Source organism: Alphaproteobacteria bacterium, assembly GCA_019635875.1.
In the GTDB taxonomy this organism is placed as follows: domain Bacteria; phylum Pseudomonadota; class Alphaproteobacteria; order Reyranellales; family Reyranellaceae; genus JAFAZJ01.
Genome location: JAHBYP010000001.1, coordinates 1,095,982 through 1,110,723, shown reverse-complemented (window position 1 = coordinate 1,110,723; position 14,742 = coordinate 1,095,982). Strand labels below are relative to the sequence as shown.

The following is a 14,742-nucleotide window of genomic DNA, read 5'->3' as shown; positions in this document are numbered from 1 at the left end:
CCGGCGCTTCGCGCCACCTTCCCCCTCCGAGGAAAGGTAAGAGTAACCGCCGACACCGAGACTAACCGCCCGCCATCTTCTCGCGCGGCACGCGGTGGATGGGGTAGCCGGCGTCGGGCGGGATGTTGAGCCACACCGAGCCGTCGTCCTCCGTCTTCAGCCACGGCAGCACGTCGACGATGCGCCGCGCGCTCGCCTGCGCGATCGCCTCGGCCACGGTCCTGGCCTCGCCCAGCATCAGCGTGTTCTGCCGTGTCGGAAATACCATCGTGCGCTGGCCGGCATCGGCTTCGGCGACGGCGAGGTTGGGCTCGATCCACACCGAGTCGACCGATTCCGAGCCGTCGTGCAGCGCCACCTGGTCGGCCGGCGCGGCGGCGACGAAGAACCAGGTGTCGAAGCGCTTGGGCACCATCGCCGGCGTGATCCAGTGCGCGAAGGGCGTCATGCAATCGACCGCGAGCACGAGATCCTCGGCCTCGACCATGTCGACGATGCTGGCCTCGTCCTTGGCCAGCTTGTCGCGCCAGCGGGCCTCGACCGGCGCCAGCTCGGCGGCGCCGATCAGCGCCGAGCTGCCGCGCTGCATCGCCAGCAGGATGCCGCACTCCTCGAAGGCCTCGCGGATGCCGGCGACGCGGAAGGCCAGCTCGCCGTCGGGGATGCTATCGGCGCCGGCGCAGCGCGCGCGCAGGCGCGGATCGGCGTCGGCGTCCTCGAGCTTGCCGCCTGGGAACACCAGCGCGCCCGAGAACGAATCGATCTTGTGGTGGCGCACCACCATGAACACCTCGAGGGGCGAGCCTGCGTCGTCGGGGTTCTTCGGTCGGACCAGCAGCACCGTGGTGGCGGGCAACGGCGTCGACGGTGCTTTCTTCTCGCTCATGACTCTGACTTGTCCTGCACGTTGTTCCCCACCGCCTGTCATCCCGAGCGCAGCGCGGGATCTAGGGTGGCCCTGGATCCCTCGCCGCGCTCGGGATGACAGGAGCCGGCGACAGCAGCTATTTCCGCGTCGGATCGTCCGACACCTGCACCAGCAGCTTGCCGAAATTGCGACCCTTGAGCAGGCCGATGAAGGCGTCGGGTGCGGCGTCGAGGCCCTTCACGATGTCCTCGCGATACTTGATGCGGCCACTCTTCACCGCCGGCGGCACTTCCTGCCAGAACTCCGGCATCTGGTTGAAGTGGTCGCTGACGATGAAACCCTTCACCAGCGCCCGCTTGATCAGCAGCATCCGCCAGTCGGGGCCGGGATTCATCTGCATCTCGTTGTAGGACGAGATCAGGCCGCACAGCGGCACGCGCGCGAAGTCGTTGAGCTGCGGGATCACTGCCGCCTGCACCGCGCCGCCGACATTCTCGAAATAGATGTCGATGCCCTTGGGCGCCGCCTCGCGGATCGCCTTGAACAGGTTGCCGGCCTCGGCCTTGTAGTCGACGCAGGCGTCGAAGCCCAACTCCTTCACCACGTAGTCGCACTTGTCCTTGCCGCCGGCGATGCCTACGGCGCGGCAGCCCTTCATCTTGGCGACCTGGCCGACCACCGAGCCGACCGCGCCGGAGGCCGCCGAGACCACGACGGTCTCGCCCGGCTTGGGCTGGCCGATATGCATCAGCCCCCACCACGCCGTCATGCCTGGCATGCCCAGCACCGACAGCGCGGCCGAGAGCGGCGCCGCCTTGGGGTCGAGCTTCATGACGCCGGCGCCGTTGGACACGGCGTGGCTCTGCCAGCCGCTGTACTCAGCGACGAAATCGCCTTCCTTGAACTTGGGGTGGCGCGACTTGATCACCTGGCCGACCGTGCCGCCGACCATGGGATCGCCCAGGCCGGTGTTGGCGGCGTAGCCTTTGGCCTCCGACATGCGCCCGCGCATGTAGGGGTCGAGCGACAGCCAGATGGTGCGCGACAGGTACTGTCCCTCGGTGGGCTCGGGCAGCGGCGCCTCGGCGATCTCGAAATTGGCCGGCACCGGCTCGCCCTGCGGCCGGGATTTCAGGAGCACGCGGCGGTTCATCTCGGCCATGGTGGCCTCCGTTGGGGTCGTTGCCCCACCCTATCAGATGAACCGCGCGGAATATCCACGGCGGGATTCCGCGCTGCGGAGGGACTTGCCTTCGCCCGGTGGGAAGAGGGGAGCTAACGCCAGAACAGAGCCAGCAGGATCAGGACCGGGATCGGGATGCCGAGTAGCCAGAGCAGCACGTATTTGCCCATGGGAGTTCTCCGTTCAGGGGATCAGGTGCGGACACCGTCGCGCCATTCGCCGCCTTCGGTGGCCGCCCAGGCGGCGGCAAAGGCGCCGAACAGCAGCGCCGCGGTCAGCCACAGGGCGAAATGCGCGGTGGCGCGGCGCGCCTCGTTCAGCGCCTGCTTCATCTGCTCGGTGACCTCGCCGACGCGACGCTCGGCTTCGGCCGGCGGCAGGCCGGTGCGCGCGGCGATGAGCTGGACAAGATAGGTGCGGTCGGTCGGCGCCAGATCGGCGCGGGCGCGGTTGGCGCGCGCGAACAGCCTGGTGATCTCGGCCCGGTCGGCGGCGTCGCGGCCCGGCGGCGGCGCCGGCTGCGCCGCGGCATCGGCCGGCACGGCGAAGCTCGGGCGCAGCAGCCGATCGACATGGATGTCGAGCGGGCCGCTCGCCATGCCGCCGTCGCGCGCGGCGGAAGTGGCCGCCGGCGCCAGGCCGGAAGCCGTGCCCGCCGCGAGATGCGTCGCCGCCGCACCGGTGATGCCGACGCTGACCACGGTGGCGAAGGCCCAGGCCAGCAGGCCATGCGCGGTGTCGCGGAAATAGACCTCATTGCCGTGCAGGCCGCTCCAGCGCGTGCGCAGCCGGCCGGCGAGGTAGCCGCCGACCGCCGAGGCCATGACGGCGACGACGCAGGCGAAGATGCCGGCGCCGGTCGCCGCGCGCACCGCCGTGATGTTCCAGTCCGACCACGGCGAAATCACCGACAGGCCGAGCCCGGTACCGAGGCTGAGCAGGATCAGGGTCAGGGCGGCGGACGCCAGGCCGCCGGCCAGGATGGCGCCCCAGGAGACGGCGGAGGACGCGCCGGCTCCCGTATCGACGACGACGTCCACGCGGTCGGTGATGGCCATGACAAGGCGCTCCGGTATCTGGTCACCGGCAACGCCACCTTCATGGCAAGGTTGCGCAAAGGACGGGCCGCTGCCGGTTGCCCCTGCCCTGCCGCTGCGACACGATGAGAGCCGCAATCATCGGGAGGGAACGACCATGACCGAGGCGGCGAATGTCACGGCGGCGCTGGCCGAGAAGGCTGCGGCGCTGCGCTTCCAGCACCTGACGCCGCAAGCCCGCACGGTGGCCAAGCAGTGCCTGCTCGATTTCCTGGGCGTCACGCTCTCGGGCATGGACGAGCCCCTGTCGAATATCCTGAGCGAGGTCGCCGAAGAAGACGGCGGGCGCGCCGAGGCGACGGTGATCGGCCGCGGCACGCGCACCTCCCTGGCGAACGCCGCGCTGATCAACGGCGCGATGAGCCACGCGCTCGACTACGACGACGTCAACCTCACCATGGGCGGCCATCCCACCGTGCCGGTGGCGCCGGCGGCGCTGGCGCTGGCGGAGAGCCGCGGGATGTCGGGCCGCGACCTCATCACCGCGATCGTCGCCGGCATCGAGATGGAATGCCGGCTGGGCGAGCTGGTGGGCAAGAGCCACTACGAGAAGGGCTGGCACAACACCGGCACCCTGGGCGCCTTCGGCGCCGCCGCGGCCTGCGCCAACCTGCTGGGCCTGGACATCGAGCGCACGCGCCAGGCGATGGGCATCGCCGGCGCGCAGGCCGCCGGGCTGAAGAGCATGTTCGGCACGATGACCAAGCCGCTGCATGCCGGCAAGGCGGCGCAGAACGGGCTGCAGGCGGCGCGCTGGGCCCAGAAGGGCTTCACCGCCAACGCATCGGTCCTCGACGTGCCACAGGGCTTCCTGGCCACCGCCTCCTCGACGCCGGCGCCCGAAGCGGCGCTGGCCGATCCGCCGGGCGGCTTCCATACGACGGACACCGTCTTCAAGTACCACGCCGCCTGCTACCTCACGCATTCCAGCATCGAGGCGCTGAAGACCCTGCGCGAGCGCCACAAGCTGACGGGCGAGGAGGTCGAGCGGGTCACGTTGAAGGTCGATGCCGGCCACCTCAAGGTGTGCAACATCGCCGAGCCGAAGAGCGGGCTGGAGGTGAAGTTCTCGCTGCGCTTCACCGCGGCGATGGCGCTGGCCGGGCGCGATACCTCGAACGACGGCGTCTACACCGATGCGCTGACGCACGAACCCGAGCTGGTGGCGCTGCGCGACAAGGTCGTGGTCGAGACGCGCCGGCACGACCACCACAGCGCCGCCGAGGTGGTGGTGAGGCTCAGCGACGGCCGCGAGCTCAGCGAGACCACTGATGTCGGTATCCCGATGACCGACCTCGACGCGCAGTGGGCGAAGCTCGAAGCGAAGTTCCGCGCGCTGGTCGGCCCGATCCTCGGCGAGGAGCGCACGGCGAAGCTGGCCCGGCTCTGCCGCGACCTCGACACGGTCGAGGACGTCGGCGAGGTGATGAAGCTCACGGTGAAGAACTGATCAGCGCGTCGTGAGCCGCACCTTCGTCTGTCTCTCCGGCGCCTGGATGGGCGGCTGGACCTGGGAGTTCGTTGCCAGGCGCCTGCGCGCGGCGGGCCACACCGTCTACACGCCGAGCTTCCGCGGCGTGGCCGAGCGCGCGTCGGAGCTGTCGCCCGAGATCGGCAACGAGACCTGCACCGAGGACGCGCTTTGCTGCCTGCGCGACAACGATCTCAGCGACGTCGTGCTGGTCGGCCACAGCTTCGGCAGCCTGATCGCGCAGATCGTGGTCGATCGCGATCCCTCGCGCGTGGCCCATCTGGTGATCATCGACGGCGGCATCGCGCGCGACGGCCAGTCGATCTTCGGCCGCATCCCCGAGCGCATCAGCGCCAGGCGCAGGACCCTGATCTACCAGGTCAACGGCACCGACGTGCTGCCCTTCGCGCCGGTCACCAGCCTGATCATCGACGATCCCGAGCTGGCAAAATGGACGCACGAGCGGCTGACGCCGCATCCGGCGCGCTGCTACACCGAGCCGGTACGCATCGCCAACGGGCCGGGCAACGGTCTGCCGATCACCTATATCGCCTGCACGAGGCCGCGCTACCCGGTCTCGGCCGGCAGCCACGAGCGCGCCCAGGCCACGCCGGGCGTGCGCTTCCGGCCGATCGAGGCCGGCCACAACTGCATCATCTCCGCGCCCGATCTGGTGGCGGACGAACTGCTTCAGATTCCGTAGCCAGGAACGCCGGCGCTTCGCTATGGTCCGCGCCATGACGGATCTGCCCTACGACATCGAGCCGCTGGACCTCGCCGCGCCCTTCGACCGCCACCGCGCCACCGTCCTGAAGGAGTGGATCGACTGGAACGGCCACATGAACGTCGGCTACTACATCGTCGCCTTCGACAAGGCGACCGACACCTTCTGCAACCAGTTCGGCGTCGGCTGGGAATACACGAGGCGCAAGATCGGCATGACCTTCGTGCTCGAGGCGCACGCCACCTACGACCGCGAGGTCAAGGAGGGCGATCCGCTGCGCATCACCACCCAGATCCTCGATCTCGACGCCAAGCGCTGCCACTTCATCCACGCCATGTACCACGCCGACGAGGGCTTCCTCGCCTCGACCAACGAGCTGATGCTGATGAACATCGACTTCGAGTCGCGCCGCACCGCGCCGTGGCCGGCCGAGTCGCTGCGTCGCCTGGAATTGATGGCCGAGTCGCACGCCAGGCTGCCGCGTCCGAAACAGGCCGGCCGCGTCATCGGCATCCGCCGCAAGCCGTAAAGAGTCCCATGCCCGACACATTGCACGCCGACGAGGCACCCCTGCCCTACGAGCTGCCCGAGCTCGACCTCGTGGCGCCGCTCGACCGCCACCGCGCCGTCGTCAAGGACGAGTGGGTCGACTGGAACGGCCACATGAACATGGCGCGCTACATGGAGGCTTTCGACTACGCCTCCGGCGCCTTCCACACCCAGATCGGCATGGGCCGCCGCTACATCGACAACAAGCTCGGCATGACCTTCGTGCTCGAGGCCCACATCACCTACGACCGCGAGCTGAGAGGCGGCGCGCCGCTGCGCTTTACAACCCAGCTCCTCGACCACGACGCCAAGCGCCTGCATCTGTTCCATCAGATGTATCACGCCGAGGAAGGTTTCCTCGCCTCGACCTGCGAATCGATGATCATGCACATCGACGCCGGGACGCGGAGATCAGCGCCCTTCCGCCGGGTCGTGCAGGATCGCATCGCGCGCATGGCCGAGGCGCATGGCAAGCTGCCGAAGCCGGCGAAATCCGGCCGCCTGATCGGCATCCCCAGGCGCTGATGGGCGGCCCGCCGGTCAGCACCGCCTCGCTGACCACCGACCTGCGCGCGCTGGGCGTGCGGCCGGGCGCGACCATGATCGTGCATTCCTCCCTGTCATCGCTCGGCTGGGTGATCGGCGACGCGCCAGCGGTGATCGCCGCGCTCTCCACGGCGCTGGGGTCCGAGGGCACGCTGGTCATGCCGACGCATAGCGGCGGCCTGTCCGATCCCGCCGGCTGGGTCGCCCCGCCGGTGCCAGTCGAGTGGCACGGCCGCATCCGCGCCGAGATGCCGGCCTACGACCCGGCCATCACGCCCACGCGCATCATGGGCGCGATCGCCGAGAGCTTCCGCACGCACCCCGGCGTGCGCCGCAGTGCCCATCCGCGCCAATCCTTCGCCGCACGCGGCCCGCGCGCGGGCTTCATCACGGACGATCATTCGCTCAACTGCGCCATGGGTGAACGCTCGCCGCTGGCGCGGCTGTACGACCTGGACGCCGACGTGCTGCTGCTGGGCGTCAGCCACGAGCGCAACACCTCGCTGCATCTCGCTGAGTACCGCGCGCACTGGCCGTCCCGGCGGCATGCGACCTTTGCCAGCCCAGTCACGATCGACGGCGCGCGGCACTGGCTGGAGGTCGACGACCTCGACTTCGACGATTCGGATTTCGCGCGGCTGGGCGACAATCTCGAGCGCGACGCCGGCGCCGTCCGCGTCGGCAGGGTCGGCGCCGCCACTGCACGGCTGATGCGCCAGCGCGCGCTGGTCGACTACGCCGTGGAGTGGATGAGTCGCTTCAGGCGGTGAGGCTCTTGCGCGCCGCCGCCACCGCCTGGCGGATCACACCCTCGTCGCCGACATGGTTGGCCAGAAGCAGCACCAGCGCGGCGTTGAGTCTCTCGCTCTGCTCCGGTGTCAGGCCTTTGTGCGCGTCGACGATCAGGTTGTAGATATCGTCGGGCCGCGCGAGGTTGAGTTCGTCCTTCAGTGTGCTCATGACGTCGCCCGCTTGAGCGCCGACCAGATGGTCGAGTCGTGCAGCTTGCGCCACCGTCCCGCGACATACTGGTCCGGCCGGATGAGATAGGTCGTGCCGTCCTGCGCATCGCAGCGCCGCGCGGCGAGGCCGGCCTTGTCGATCGCCGTGGTCCAGCCATTCGGCGCACCCAAGCGGTCTCGCGTGACCAGGATCGGCACGAAGCCGGGGATCTCGTCGGCCATGTCGGCGACTCGGCGGGCCTCGGCCGCGTCGAGCGACGCGGCGCGCTCGGCGAAGACGAGCACGGCGAAGCGGCCGGCGACAAGCTCGGTCAGCCAGCCTTCGCCCAGCGGAGCGTCGGGCAGCGGCATGCCGGGCGCCGGCGCCGCGACGTCCCAGGTCGCGATGATGTCATCGGGCGTGCTGATCGGCGAGTCGGCGTAGGGCGTCGGTCGCGACAGGCGCCCGCTGTTGACCATGGCGCGGGCGAACGCGAAGTCGCGCGCCAGCGACAGCGAGGCGTCGCGCAGCAGGCGCGCAGCCGGGAATTTCGGCGTGATGTAGTCCGTGCTGCGCGTCGACTGACGGATGTTCTCGCGAGCCGCCGCACCCCGCTCCTTGTCGTAGCTGGCGAGCAGCGAGGCTGAGGCGTGGCCGTTGAGCAGCAGCGCCAGCTTCCAGCCGAGATTGTCGGCGTCCTCGACGCCGGAATTGCCGCCGCGCGCGCCGAACGGCGACACGACATGCGCGGCGTCGCCGGCGAAGATCACGCGGCCATGCACGAAGCGCGGCATGGCGCGGCAGCTGAACTTGTAGACGCTGCTCCACTCGTGCTCCCAGCGTGCGTCCGGTCCGAACATCATGCGCAGGCGCCGGTCAATATTGGCCGGCTTGCGCTCCTCCTCGGCGTCGGCGTCGCGGCCGAGCTGGAAGTCGACGCGCAGCACGTTGTCTGCCTGGCGATGCAGCAGCACCGAGTCCGTGGGATGGAACGGCGGATAGAACCAGTAGCGGCGGATCTTCGGCAGGTCGGCCGTCATGCGGATGTCGGCAATCAGGAACTGATCGTCGAACACCTCGCCTTCGTAGGGCAGGCCGAGCATGGTGCGCACCGGGCTGCGTACGCCGTCGCAGGCCACCAGCCACTGCCCTCGAAGCTGGTAGGTGCCGTCCGGCGTCTGGATGTCGACCTCGACGTGCTCCCTGTCGGGCCGTACGCCGACCAGCCTGCTGAGAAAGCGCAGGTCGACCTTGTCCTCCTGCAGGCAGCGCTCTACCAGGTATTGCTCGCAGTAGTATTGCTGCAGGTTGATGAAGGCCGGGAAACGGTGGCCGGGCTCGGGCTGCAGGTTGAAGCGGTAGAGCGGCCGGTCGCCCAGCAGCACCTCGCCCTCGTCCCAAGTCACGCCCTTGGCCACCATGCGGTCGGCGACTCCCAGCCGGTGCCAGATCTCCAGCGTGCGCTGGGCCTGGCAGATCGAGCGGCTGCCGACGCTCACCGTATCGTCCTCGTCGAGCACGGTGACGGGAATGCCCTTCAGCGCGAGATCGAGCGCGAGCGTGAGTCCCACAGGCCCGGCACCGACGATCAGCACCGGCACGGTCTGCGGCCCCCCAGGCTTCAGCACCAGCTCGGGCGGTGGGACGTAGACGTACTTCGGATAGGTGTAGGAGGCCATTCTCTGCGGAGTCGTCCTGAGCGAAGCGAAGGACCTAGCGGTGGTTCAAAGGGAAATCCTGTCTGGATTCGGCCGCGATACCGCGGGGTCCTTCGCTGCGCTCAGGACGACAGCGGTGGCGCTACGGCTGTTGCTCAAGCGCCTTCCACATCTCGATGTCGCGCTCGGCGGTCCAGATGCGCGGATCGGCGATGCCCTTGGCCTCGTCGTAGGCGCGCGACACGTCGAACGGCATGCAGTGGTCGAAGATCACCCAGTTGCCGTAGCGCGGCCGCATCGCCACCATCGCCGAATCGTAGGCCGTCTTGAGGTCGCCGCCGGCATCGGCGCGCTTCTTCACTTCGGTGTAGAGCTCGGCGATGAAGCCCTGGGTGCCGCTCAGCCCCGCCTCGACCTGCTCGGCGCCCATCAGCGCGTCGCCGCGACCCGGCACCAGCGCCGCCGCCTTCAGGTCGCGCAGCTTCTGGAGGGTGTGCGGCCACTCCTCGAAATAGGCGTCGCCGGCGTAGGGTGTGGCAGCGAACTCGACGAGATCGCCGCTGAACAGCGTCTTCTCCTCGGGCAGCCAGACGATGGTGTCGCCCTTGGTGTGGCCGCGTCCGGCGTGGATGATCTGCACCTCCAGCCTGCCCAGCCAGATGCTCATGCGGTCGTGGAATGTAATGGTGGGCCAGGTCAGGCCGGGTATCGACTCGACGGCGCGGAACAGGCGCGGAAAGCGCTGGATCTCCGACTTCATGTCCTGCGCGCCGCGCTCGACGATCAGGTCGCGCGTCGCCTCGCTGCAGATGATGTGCTGCGGCGCGTAGCCCGAGGCGCCCAGCACCCGCACCGCGTGGTAGTGCGTCAGCACGACGTAACGGATCGGCTTGTCGGTGACGGTGCGGATCTTCTCGATTACCGTCTGCGCCATCACGGGCGTCGCCTGCGCGTCGATCACCATCACGCAGTCGTCGCCGACGACGATTCCGGTGTTGGGATCGCCCTCGGCCGTGAAGGCGTAGGCGTGCTCCGACAGGCGGCTGAAGGTGATCTTCTTGTCTTCGGTATCCGCCTGTGAGGCGAAAGCCCTGCTCATGCTGCTGCCCCTCTGTGGGGAGAGCCGGCGGGACGCCGGCGCTCCCAGTTAGTCGAGCTTGAGGAAATCATAGCGGTCGACGGTGCGGATGGTGACATCGAACTCGTCGCCCTCGCGCTCGATGCTGAGCGTGATGCGCGTGCCGGCCGGGCCGGCGCTCCACACCGCGCGATAGAACATCGAGACTTCGTCGACCAGCACGTCGCCGACGCTGTTGATCGCGTCGCCGCGCCTGAGCCCGGCGCGCGCCGCGGGCCCGTCGGGCGACACATGGGCGATCACCAACCCGCCCGGTACCTGCTGGGCGTAAAGGCCGAGCCACGGCCGCCCGAGGCCTGGCCGCTTGCCTTCCTTCACCAAGTCGAGCACGGCGGGCAGCCGGTCGATCGGGATGAACATGTTGCCGGGCAGCACGCCCGAGGGCCCACGATAGGCATCGCCAATGAACAGCGAGCCGACGCCAAGGAGTTCGCCATCGTCGGTGAACAGCGCCGCACCGCCGAACGACTCATAGGGCGGCGAGGTGAAGATCGCGTTCTCGATGAAGTACTCCCAGTAACCGGCGAAGTCGCGACGGTCGGTGACGATGGCGCGTTGCGCGGCGCCGCCGCCGAAGCCGGCGATGGTCACCGTGTCCTTGTTCTTCACCGATTGCGAATCGCCGAAGCTCACCGGCTTGACCCGCGTCGGCAGCGTGGCGCGCACCAGGCCGAAGCCGGTCGAGAAATCGTAGGCGATGACACGCGCCGGCACCGAGCGGCCGCCCGGCTCGACGATCTCGACGCTGCTGGCTTCCATGATCAGGTAGCCGACGGTCACCACCAGGCCCTGGTCGTCGATGACGATGCCGTGGCCGCCGCGCTCGGTGCCCAGCGTCTCGGCGGTGCGCGCATCCTTGGGCACGCTGGACTTCAGCCCGACCACCGAGCGCATGGCGCGTACCAGCCCCGGCGGCGCCGGAATGCCGCGCCGACGCTCGGATGAACGCTCCTCGTTCTGCTCCTCGGCCTCGTCGGAGGCGTCGGGGAAGATCGGCATCAGGCTGGCCATGGTGATCGTCGTCGGCCCGGACGTCTGACGCGACATGGTGGTCTCCTCGTTCGGACGCTACAGGCTGCTGTCGAGCCGCAGGTACTTGTAACGGTCGCCGGAACGCACCGCCACGTCGACGCGCTCGCCGCCGCGATCGATGCCCAGCGTGACGGTGGTGCCGCTCGGCCCCGCCTTCCACAGATTGCTGTAGAACTCGGCCAGCGAATCGACCTCGGTGCCGCCGACCGCGCGCACGACGTCGCCGCGGCGCAGGCCGGCGCTCTCCGCCGGGCTGCCGGGCTGAACACTGGCGATGATCAGGCGGCCGCGCGCCTCGTGTGTCGTGATGCCGATCCACGGCTTGGAACCTTCCGGCCGGCGCCCCGCCTTCATGGTCTCGAAGATCGGCTTCAGCCGATTGATCGGGATGAACATGTTGCCGGGGAAGCTGCGCCCACCGCGATAGGCATCGGGCACCTGCAGCGAGCCGATGCCCATCAGCGCCCCCTGCTCGTTGAGCAGCGCCGCGCCGCCCCAGTTGTGGTACGGCGGCACCGTGAAGATCGCGTTGTCGAGCAGGTACTCCCAGTAGCCGGCGAACTGGCGGCGGTCGGCGACCAGGCCACGCAGCGCCTTGTCCTCGCCGCCAGCGCCGGCGACCACGATGCTGTCTCGCTGCTTGAGCACGTCCGAATCGCCGAAGGCCACCGGCTTGAGCTTCAACGGGATGGCGGTACGCACCAGCGCGAAGCCGGAATCGTAGTCGTAGGACACGACCATCGCCGAAGCGCGCCTGCCGCTGTCCTGGACGATCTCGACGCTGTTGGCCTCGAGCACGAGGTAGCCGACGGTCAGCACCAGGCCCTCGTCGTCGATCACGACGCCGTGACCTTCGCGCTCTGTGCCGAGATTGCGCGCGCTGCGCGCCTCGCGCGGCACGGTGCTCTTCACGGTCACCAGCGAGGCCAGCACCGCCTTCACCGCATCGCTCAGTGCGCGCGCCGCTGGCTCGCTCGTCGTCGGCTTGCCTGCCGTCTGCGCCACAGCCGGCGACAGGCCGACGACGACCGCAAGGAACGCCGCCAGCGCCAAGAACCGTCGGGACGCTCTCATGGCAAACCGACCTCCGCTTTCAGTGGTCGAGGGTACCACGTCGACGGGGTACCGGAACCCCGCAACTCGGCCTCTGGCCGATCCCATATCAGCCTGTCGCCAATCCGGAAATGAGCCATGTTAACCTCAGCGCCCAAGAGGGCGAAAGCAACTTCCGAGGAGGTGGCGACATGCGTGCGGCTCGGCAAGTCCTGCTCGGCGTGCTTGCGCTCGTGCTTCCGGGGTGCGCTGCGCTCTCGCCGCAGCGCACCACCAGCGAGGATCGACTGTCGGGCTTTCCCACCACAGAGCTGCCACTGGCCGAGCCGGTAACCATCCGCTGGAACGCGCATCAGGTGCCCTTCATCGATGCGGCCACCGACCGCGATCTCGCCTTCGCGCTCGGCATGGTCCATCTGCATCTGCGCGAGGGTCAGCTCGAGGTCCTGCGCCGCATATCGCAGGGCCGGCTTTCGGAATCGGCGGGACCGTTCACCGTCGACATCGATCATTCGCTGCGCATTCTGGGACTGGGTCGCGCTGTCGACGCTGTGATCGCGCGCATGCCCGCGGACACCCAGGACTTCGCCCAGGCCTTCGTCGACGGCATGAATCACTACCAGTCGCGCCGGCGCCACAAGCCGCCGGAGTTCGGGTTGATGGGCATTGCCGCCGAGCCCTGGACGCTGCGCGACATCCTCACGATCGGTCGGCTGGCTGGCGCGGATGTCAACTGGCTGGTTTACTTCGCCATGCTGAAGGAGCGCGGCAAGCCTGGCTTCGCCGAGATCTGGCGGCGCACGCTGGCAGCGGGCGCCGATGGGGCGACCAGCTTCGCCGCGACACCGCAGGAAACCGTGCTCAGCGACATCCTGGCCGGTCGCAGCCGCTCGGGCAGCAACTCGGTCGCGGTCTCGGCGCGCAACAGCGCCACCGGCGGTGCGCTGATCGCCAGCGATCCGCATCTAGGCCTCTCTCTGCCCAACGCCTGGCTGATCGTCGGCATGCGCTCGCCGAGCTACAACATGGTAGGGCTGATGGTGCCCGGGCTGCCCTTCGTGGCGCTGGGCCGGAGCCCCGACATGGCGTGGGGCGGGACCAACATGCGCGCCGCCTCCAGCGACCTGTACGACGTCTCGAAGCTGTCGCCGGATGCGATCACGCGCAAGGAGGTCCGCATCGGCGTGCGTGCCTGGTTCGACAGCGTCCGCGCGACCCGCATGAGCCCATTCGGCCCGATCGTGTCGGACTCGCCGATGATCCAGGCCAGGCCAGGCGAGATGATCGCGCTGCGCTGGATCGGTCACGAGCCGACCGACGAGATCACCGCCCTGTTGCGCGCCTCGCGCGCCCGTACGCCGGACGAGTTCCGCCGCGCCTTCTCGGGCTTCGGCGTGTCGGCGCAGAACATGCTGTTCGCCGATTCGCGCGGCAATGTCGGCCAGGTTCTCGCCGCGACACTGCCGGCGCGCGACAGCTTGCGCCACGACGACCCGGTGCTCGACGCCGCCGATCCGGCGACGCATTGGCGCGGCTTCGTCGAGGCCGGCGACCTGCCGCATACGCTCAACCCTGCAGAGGGCTTCGTCGCCTCTGCCAACAACAGGCCGGCCGTGTCGAGGACGCCGATCGGCTTCTTCTTCAGCGACGACGAGCGTGTGGGCCGGCTGCAGGCGCTGCTGCGCGATCGGCCCAGCATCTCCGTGGAGGATCTGATGGCCCTGCAGGGCGACACGCGATCTGAGAAGGCGCTCGCGGTCGGCAAGGGCATTCTCGGTGCGATCGGGGCGGCGGGCCTCGACGGCGTCGCACCCGACTTCGTGCGGCGGCTGGCCGACTGGGACGGTGACTATCGCGCGAATTCGCCGGGCCCGGTGGCGTTCGAAACGCTGCTCTTCCACCTGCTTCCTGCCGTGTATGGCGCCGCCAGCCACCGCGACCTGCCCGGCGTGTACCTGCAATGGCCCCACATAACGCGCTTCTTCGTCGCCGACCTGGAAGCGCTGCCGACGGCGCGGCGGCACGCCGTGCTGGCGGCGGCGCTGTCGGCGGCGGCGCGCGACGCGGCGCGCTTCGCCACATGGGGGGACATGCATCGCCTGCGAGCCGCCCACCTGCTGGTCAATGCGCCACTCATCGGTGGCGCCTTCGTCGTCGCCGACCTGCCGGCGGGCGGCTCGCGCGAGACCGTCATGAAGACCGCGCACGACCTCGTGAACGATCGCCACGATGCGCGCTACGGCTCGCAGTCGCGCCACATTTCCGACATGGCCGATCCCGACGCCAACTGGTTCCTGCTGTTCGGCGGCCAGGATGGCTGGCTGGGCAGCACGGCCTACGCCGATCAGCTGCCGCTGTGGCAGCGGCGCGAGTACATCCGTGTGCCGTTGCGGCCGGACGCCGTCGCGCGCGAGTTCCCGCGGGTCATGGATCTGCAGCCCAAGCCGGGGGCGGCGAATCGGTCGGGCTCGTGATGAGCCG

14 protein-coding genes are annotated in these 14,742 nt (G+C 69.1%); 6 read left to right on the top strand and 8 right to left on the bottom strand.

What is annotated here, in order from left to right:
• Positions 1 to 61: 61 nt before the first annotated feature.
• The 3 genes from KF889_05560 to KF889_05550 form a co-directional block, all read right to left on the bottom strand.
• Entirely contained in the window at positions 62 to 886 is an 825-nt protein-coding gene (locus KF889_05560) for an NUDIX hydrolase (protein MBX3498892.1), read from the bottom strand.
• Positions 887 to 1,004: 118 nt separating this feature from the next.
• Positions 1,005 to 2,030 (bottom strand): NADP-dependent oxidoreductase, encoded by a 1,026-nt coding sequence (locus tag KF889_05555; protein ID MBX3498891.1) that lies wholly within the window; start codon positions 2,028 to 2,030, stop codon positions 1,005 to 1,007.
• A 212-nt stretch (positions 2,031 to 2,242) separates the two neighbouring features.
• Positions 2,243 to 3,109 carry a hypothetical protein gene (locus tag KF889_05550; protein ID MBX3498890.1) on the bottom strand — a complete coding sequence of 289 codons (867 nt, stop codon included), beginning with the start codon at positions 3,107 to 3,109 and terminating at the stop codon, positions 2,243 to 2,245.
• 136 nt (positions 3,110 to 3,245) lie between these two features.
• On the opposite strand from KF889_05550, the gene KF889_05545 reads away from it, so the two are divergent.
• From KF889_05545 to KF889_05525, 5 genes are read left to right on the top strand one after another with little or no spacing between them, the layout of a single operon-like run.
• Positions 3,246 to 4,598, top strand: a complete 1,353-nt coding sequence (locus KF889_05545; protein ID MBX3498889.1) for an MmgE/PrpD family protein — start codon at positions 3,246 to 3,248, stop codon at positions 4,596 to 4,598.
• Between the two features lie 10 nt (positions 4,599 to 4,608).
• Complete coding sequence (locus KF889_05540; protein MBX3498888.1) at positions 4,609 to 5,322, top strand: alpha/beta hydrolase; 714 nt, start codon at positions 4,609 to 4,611, stop codon at positions 5,320 to 5,322.
• Positions 5,323 to 5,356: 34 nt separating this feature from the next.
• Complete coding sequence (locus KF889_05535) at positions 5,357 to 5,872, top strand: thioesterase family protein (protein ID MBX3498887.1); 516 nt, start codon at positions 5,357 to 5,359, stop codon at positions 5,870 to 5,872.
• 8 nt (positions 5,873 to 5,880) lie between these two features.
• Positions 5,881 to 6,417, top strand: a complete 537-nt coding sequence (locus tag KF889_05530; GenBank protein MBX3498886.1) for a thioesterase family protein — start codon at positions 5,881 to 5,883, stop codon at positions 6,415 to 6,417.
• Positions 6,417 to 7,208, top strand: coding sequence for an AAC(3) family N-acetyltransferase (locus tag KF889_05525; GenBank protein ID MBX3498885.1), 792 nt, complete (start codon positions 6,417 to 6,419; stop codon positions 7,206 to 7,208). The genes KF889_05530 and KF889_05525 overlap by 1 nt, the downstream gene beginning before the upstream one ends.
• Here KF889_05525 and KF889_05520 read toward each other — a convergent pair.
• The 5 genes from KF889_05520 to KF889_05500 all read right to left on the bottom strand — a co-directional run bounded on the left by KF889_05520 (position 7,198) and on the right by KF889_05500 (position 12,282).
• Positions 7,198 to 7,398 (bottom strand): DUF2783 domain-containing protein, encoded by a 201-nt coding sequence (locus KF889_05520; GenBank protein MBX3498884.1) that lies wholly within the window; start codon positions 7,396 to 7,398, stop codon positions 7,198 to 7,200. The two genes, KF889_05525 and KF889_05520, sit on opposite strands and share 11 nt — an antisense overlap.
• Positions 7,395 to 9,059 (bottom strand): FAD-dependent oxidoreductase, encoded by a 1,665-nt coding sequence (locus KF889_05515; GenBank protein ID MBX3498883.1) that lies wholly within the window; start codon positions 9,057 to 9,059, stop codon positions 7,395 to 7,397. The genes KF889_05520 and KF889_05515 overlap by 4 nt, the downstream gene beginning before the upstream one ends.
• Before the next feature lie 121 nt (positions 9,060 to 9,180).
• A complete protein-coding gene (locus KF889_05510) occupies positions 9,181 to 10,137 on the bottom strand; it encodes an MBL fold metallo-hydrolase (GenBank protein ID MBX3498882.1) in 957 nt (318 codons plus the stop codon).
• Positions 10,138 to 10,185: 48 nt separating this feature from the next.
• Positions 10,186 to 11,223 (bottom strand): serine protease, encoded by a 1,038-nt coding sequence (locus tag KF889_05505; GenBank protein MBX3498881.1) that lies wholly within the window; start codon positions 11,221 to 11,223, stop codon positions 10,186 to 10,188.
• 21 nt (positions 11,224 to 11,244) lie between these two features.
• Positions 11,245 to 12,282 carry a serine protease gene (locus KF889_05500; protein ID MBX3498880.1) on the bottom strand — a complete coding sequence of 346 codons (1,038 nt, stop codon included), beginning with the start codon at positions 12,280 to 12,282 and terminating at the stop codon, positions 11,245 to 11,247.
• A gap of 170 nt (positions 12,283 to 12,452) precedes the next feature.
• Between KF889_05500 and KF889_05495 the strand changes: the two genes are divergently transcribed.
• Positions 12,453 to 14,735 (top strand): penicillin acylase family protein, encoded by a 2,283-nt coding sequence (locus KF889_05495; GenBank protein ID MBX3498879.1) that lies wholly within the window; start codon positions 12,453 to 12,455, stop codon positions 14,733 to 14,735.
• Positions 14,736 to 14,742 lie beyond the last annotated feature (7 nt).

Bases quoted from the DNA above. Each gene is read 5' to 3' on its own strand.
- KF889_05505 (MBX3498881.1), bottom strand. From the start codon at position 11,223: ATGTCGCGTCAGACGTCCGGGCCGACGACGATCACCATGGCCAGCCTG.
- KF889_05525 (MBX3498885.1), top strand. From the start codon at position 6,417: ATGGGCGGCCCGCCGGTCAGCACCGCCTCGCTGACCACCGACCTGCGC.
- KF889_05515 (MBX3498883.1), bottom strand. From the start codon at position 9,059: ATGGCCTCCTACACCTATCCGAAGTACGTCTACGTCCCACCGCCCGAG.
- KF889_05510 (MBX3498882.1), bottom strand. From the start codon at position 10,137: ATGAGCAGGGCTTTCGCCTCACAGGCGGATACCGAAGACAAGAAGATC.
- KF889_05555 (MBX3498891.1), bottom strand. From the start codon at position 2,030: ATGGCCGAGATGAACCGCCGCGTGCTCCTGAAATCCCGGCCGCAGGGC.
- KF889_05535 (MBX3498887.1), top strand. From the start codon at position 5,357: ATGACGGATCTGCCCTACGACATCGAGCCGCTGGACCTCGCCGCGCCC.
- KF889_05520 (MBX3498884.1), bottom strand. From the start codon at position 7,398: ATGAGCACACTGAAGGACGAACTCAACCTCGCGCGGCCCGACGATATC.
- KF889_05550 (MBX3498890.1), bottom strand. From the start codon at position 3,109: ATGGCCATCACCGACCGCGTGGACGTCGTCGTCGATACGGGAGCCGGC.
- KF889_05560 (MBX3498892.1), bottom strand. From the start codon at position 886: ATGAGCGAGAAGAAAGCACCGTCGACGCCGTTGCCCGCCACCACGGTG.
- KF889_05495 (MBX3498879.1), top strand. From the start codon at position 12,453: ATGCGTGCGGCTCGGCAAGTCCTGCTCGGCGTGCTTGCGCTCGTGCTT.
- KF889_05530 (MBX3498886.1), top strand. From the start codon at position 5,881: ATGCCCGACACATTGCACGCCGACGAGGCACCCCTGCCCTACGAGCTG.
- KF889_05500 (MBX3498880.1), bottom strand. From the start codon at position 12,282: ATGAGAGCGTCCCGACGGTTCTTGGCGCTGGCGGCGTTCCTTGCGGTC.
- KF889_05545 (MBX3498889.1), top strand. From the start codon at position 3,246: ATGACCGAGGCGGCGAATGTCACGGCGGCGCTGGCCGAGAAGGCTGCG.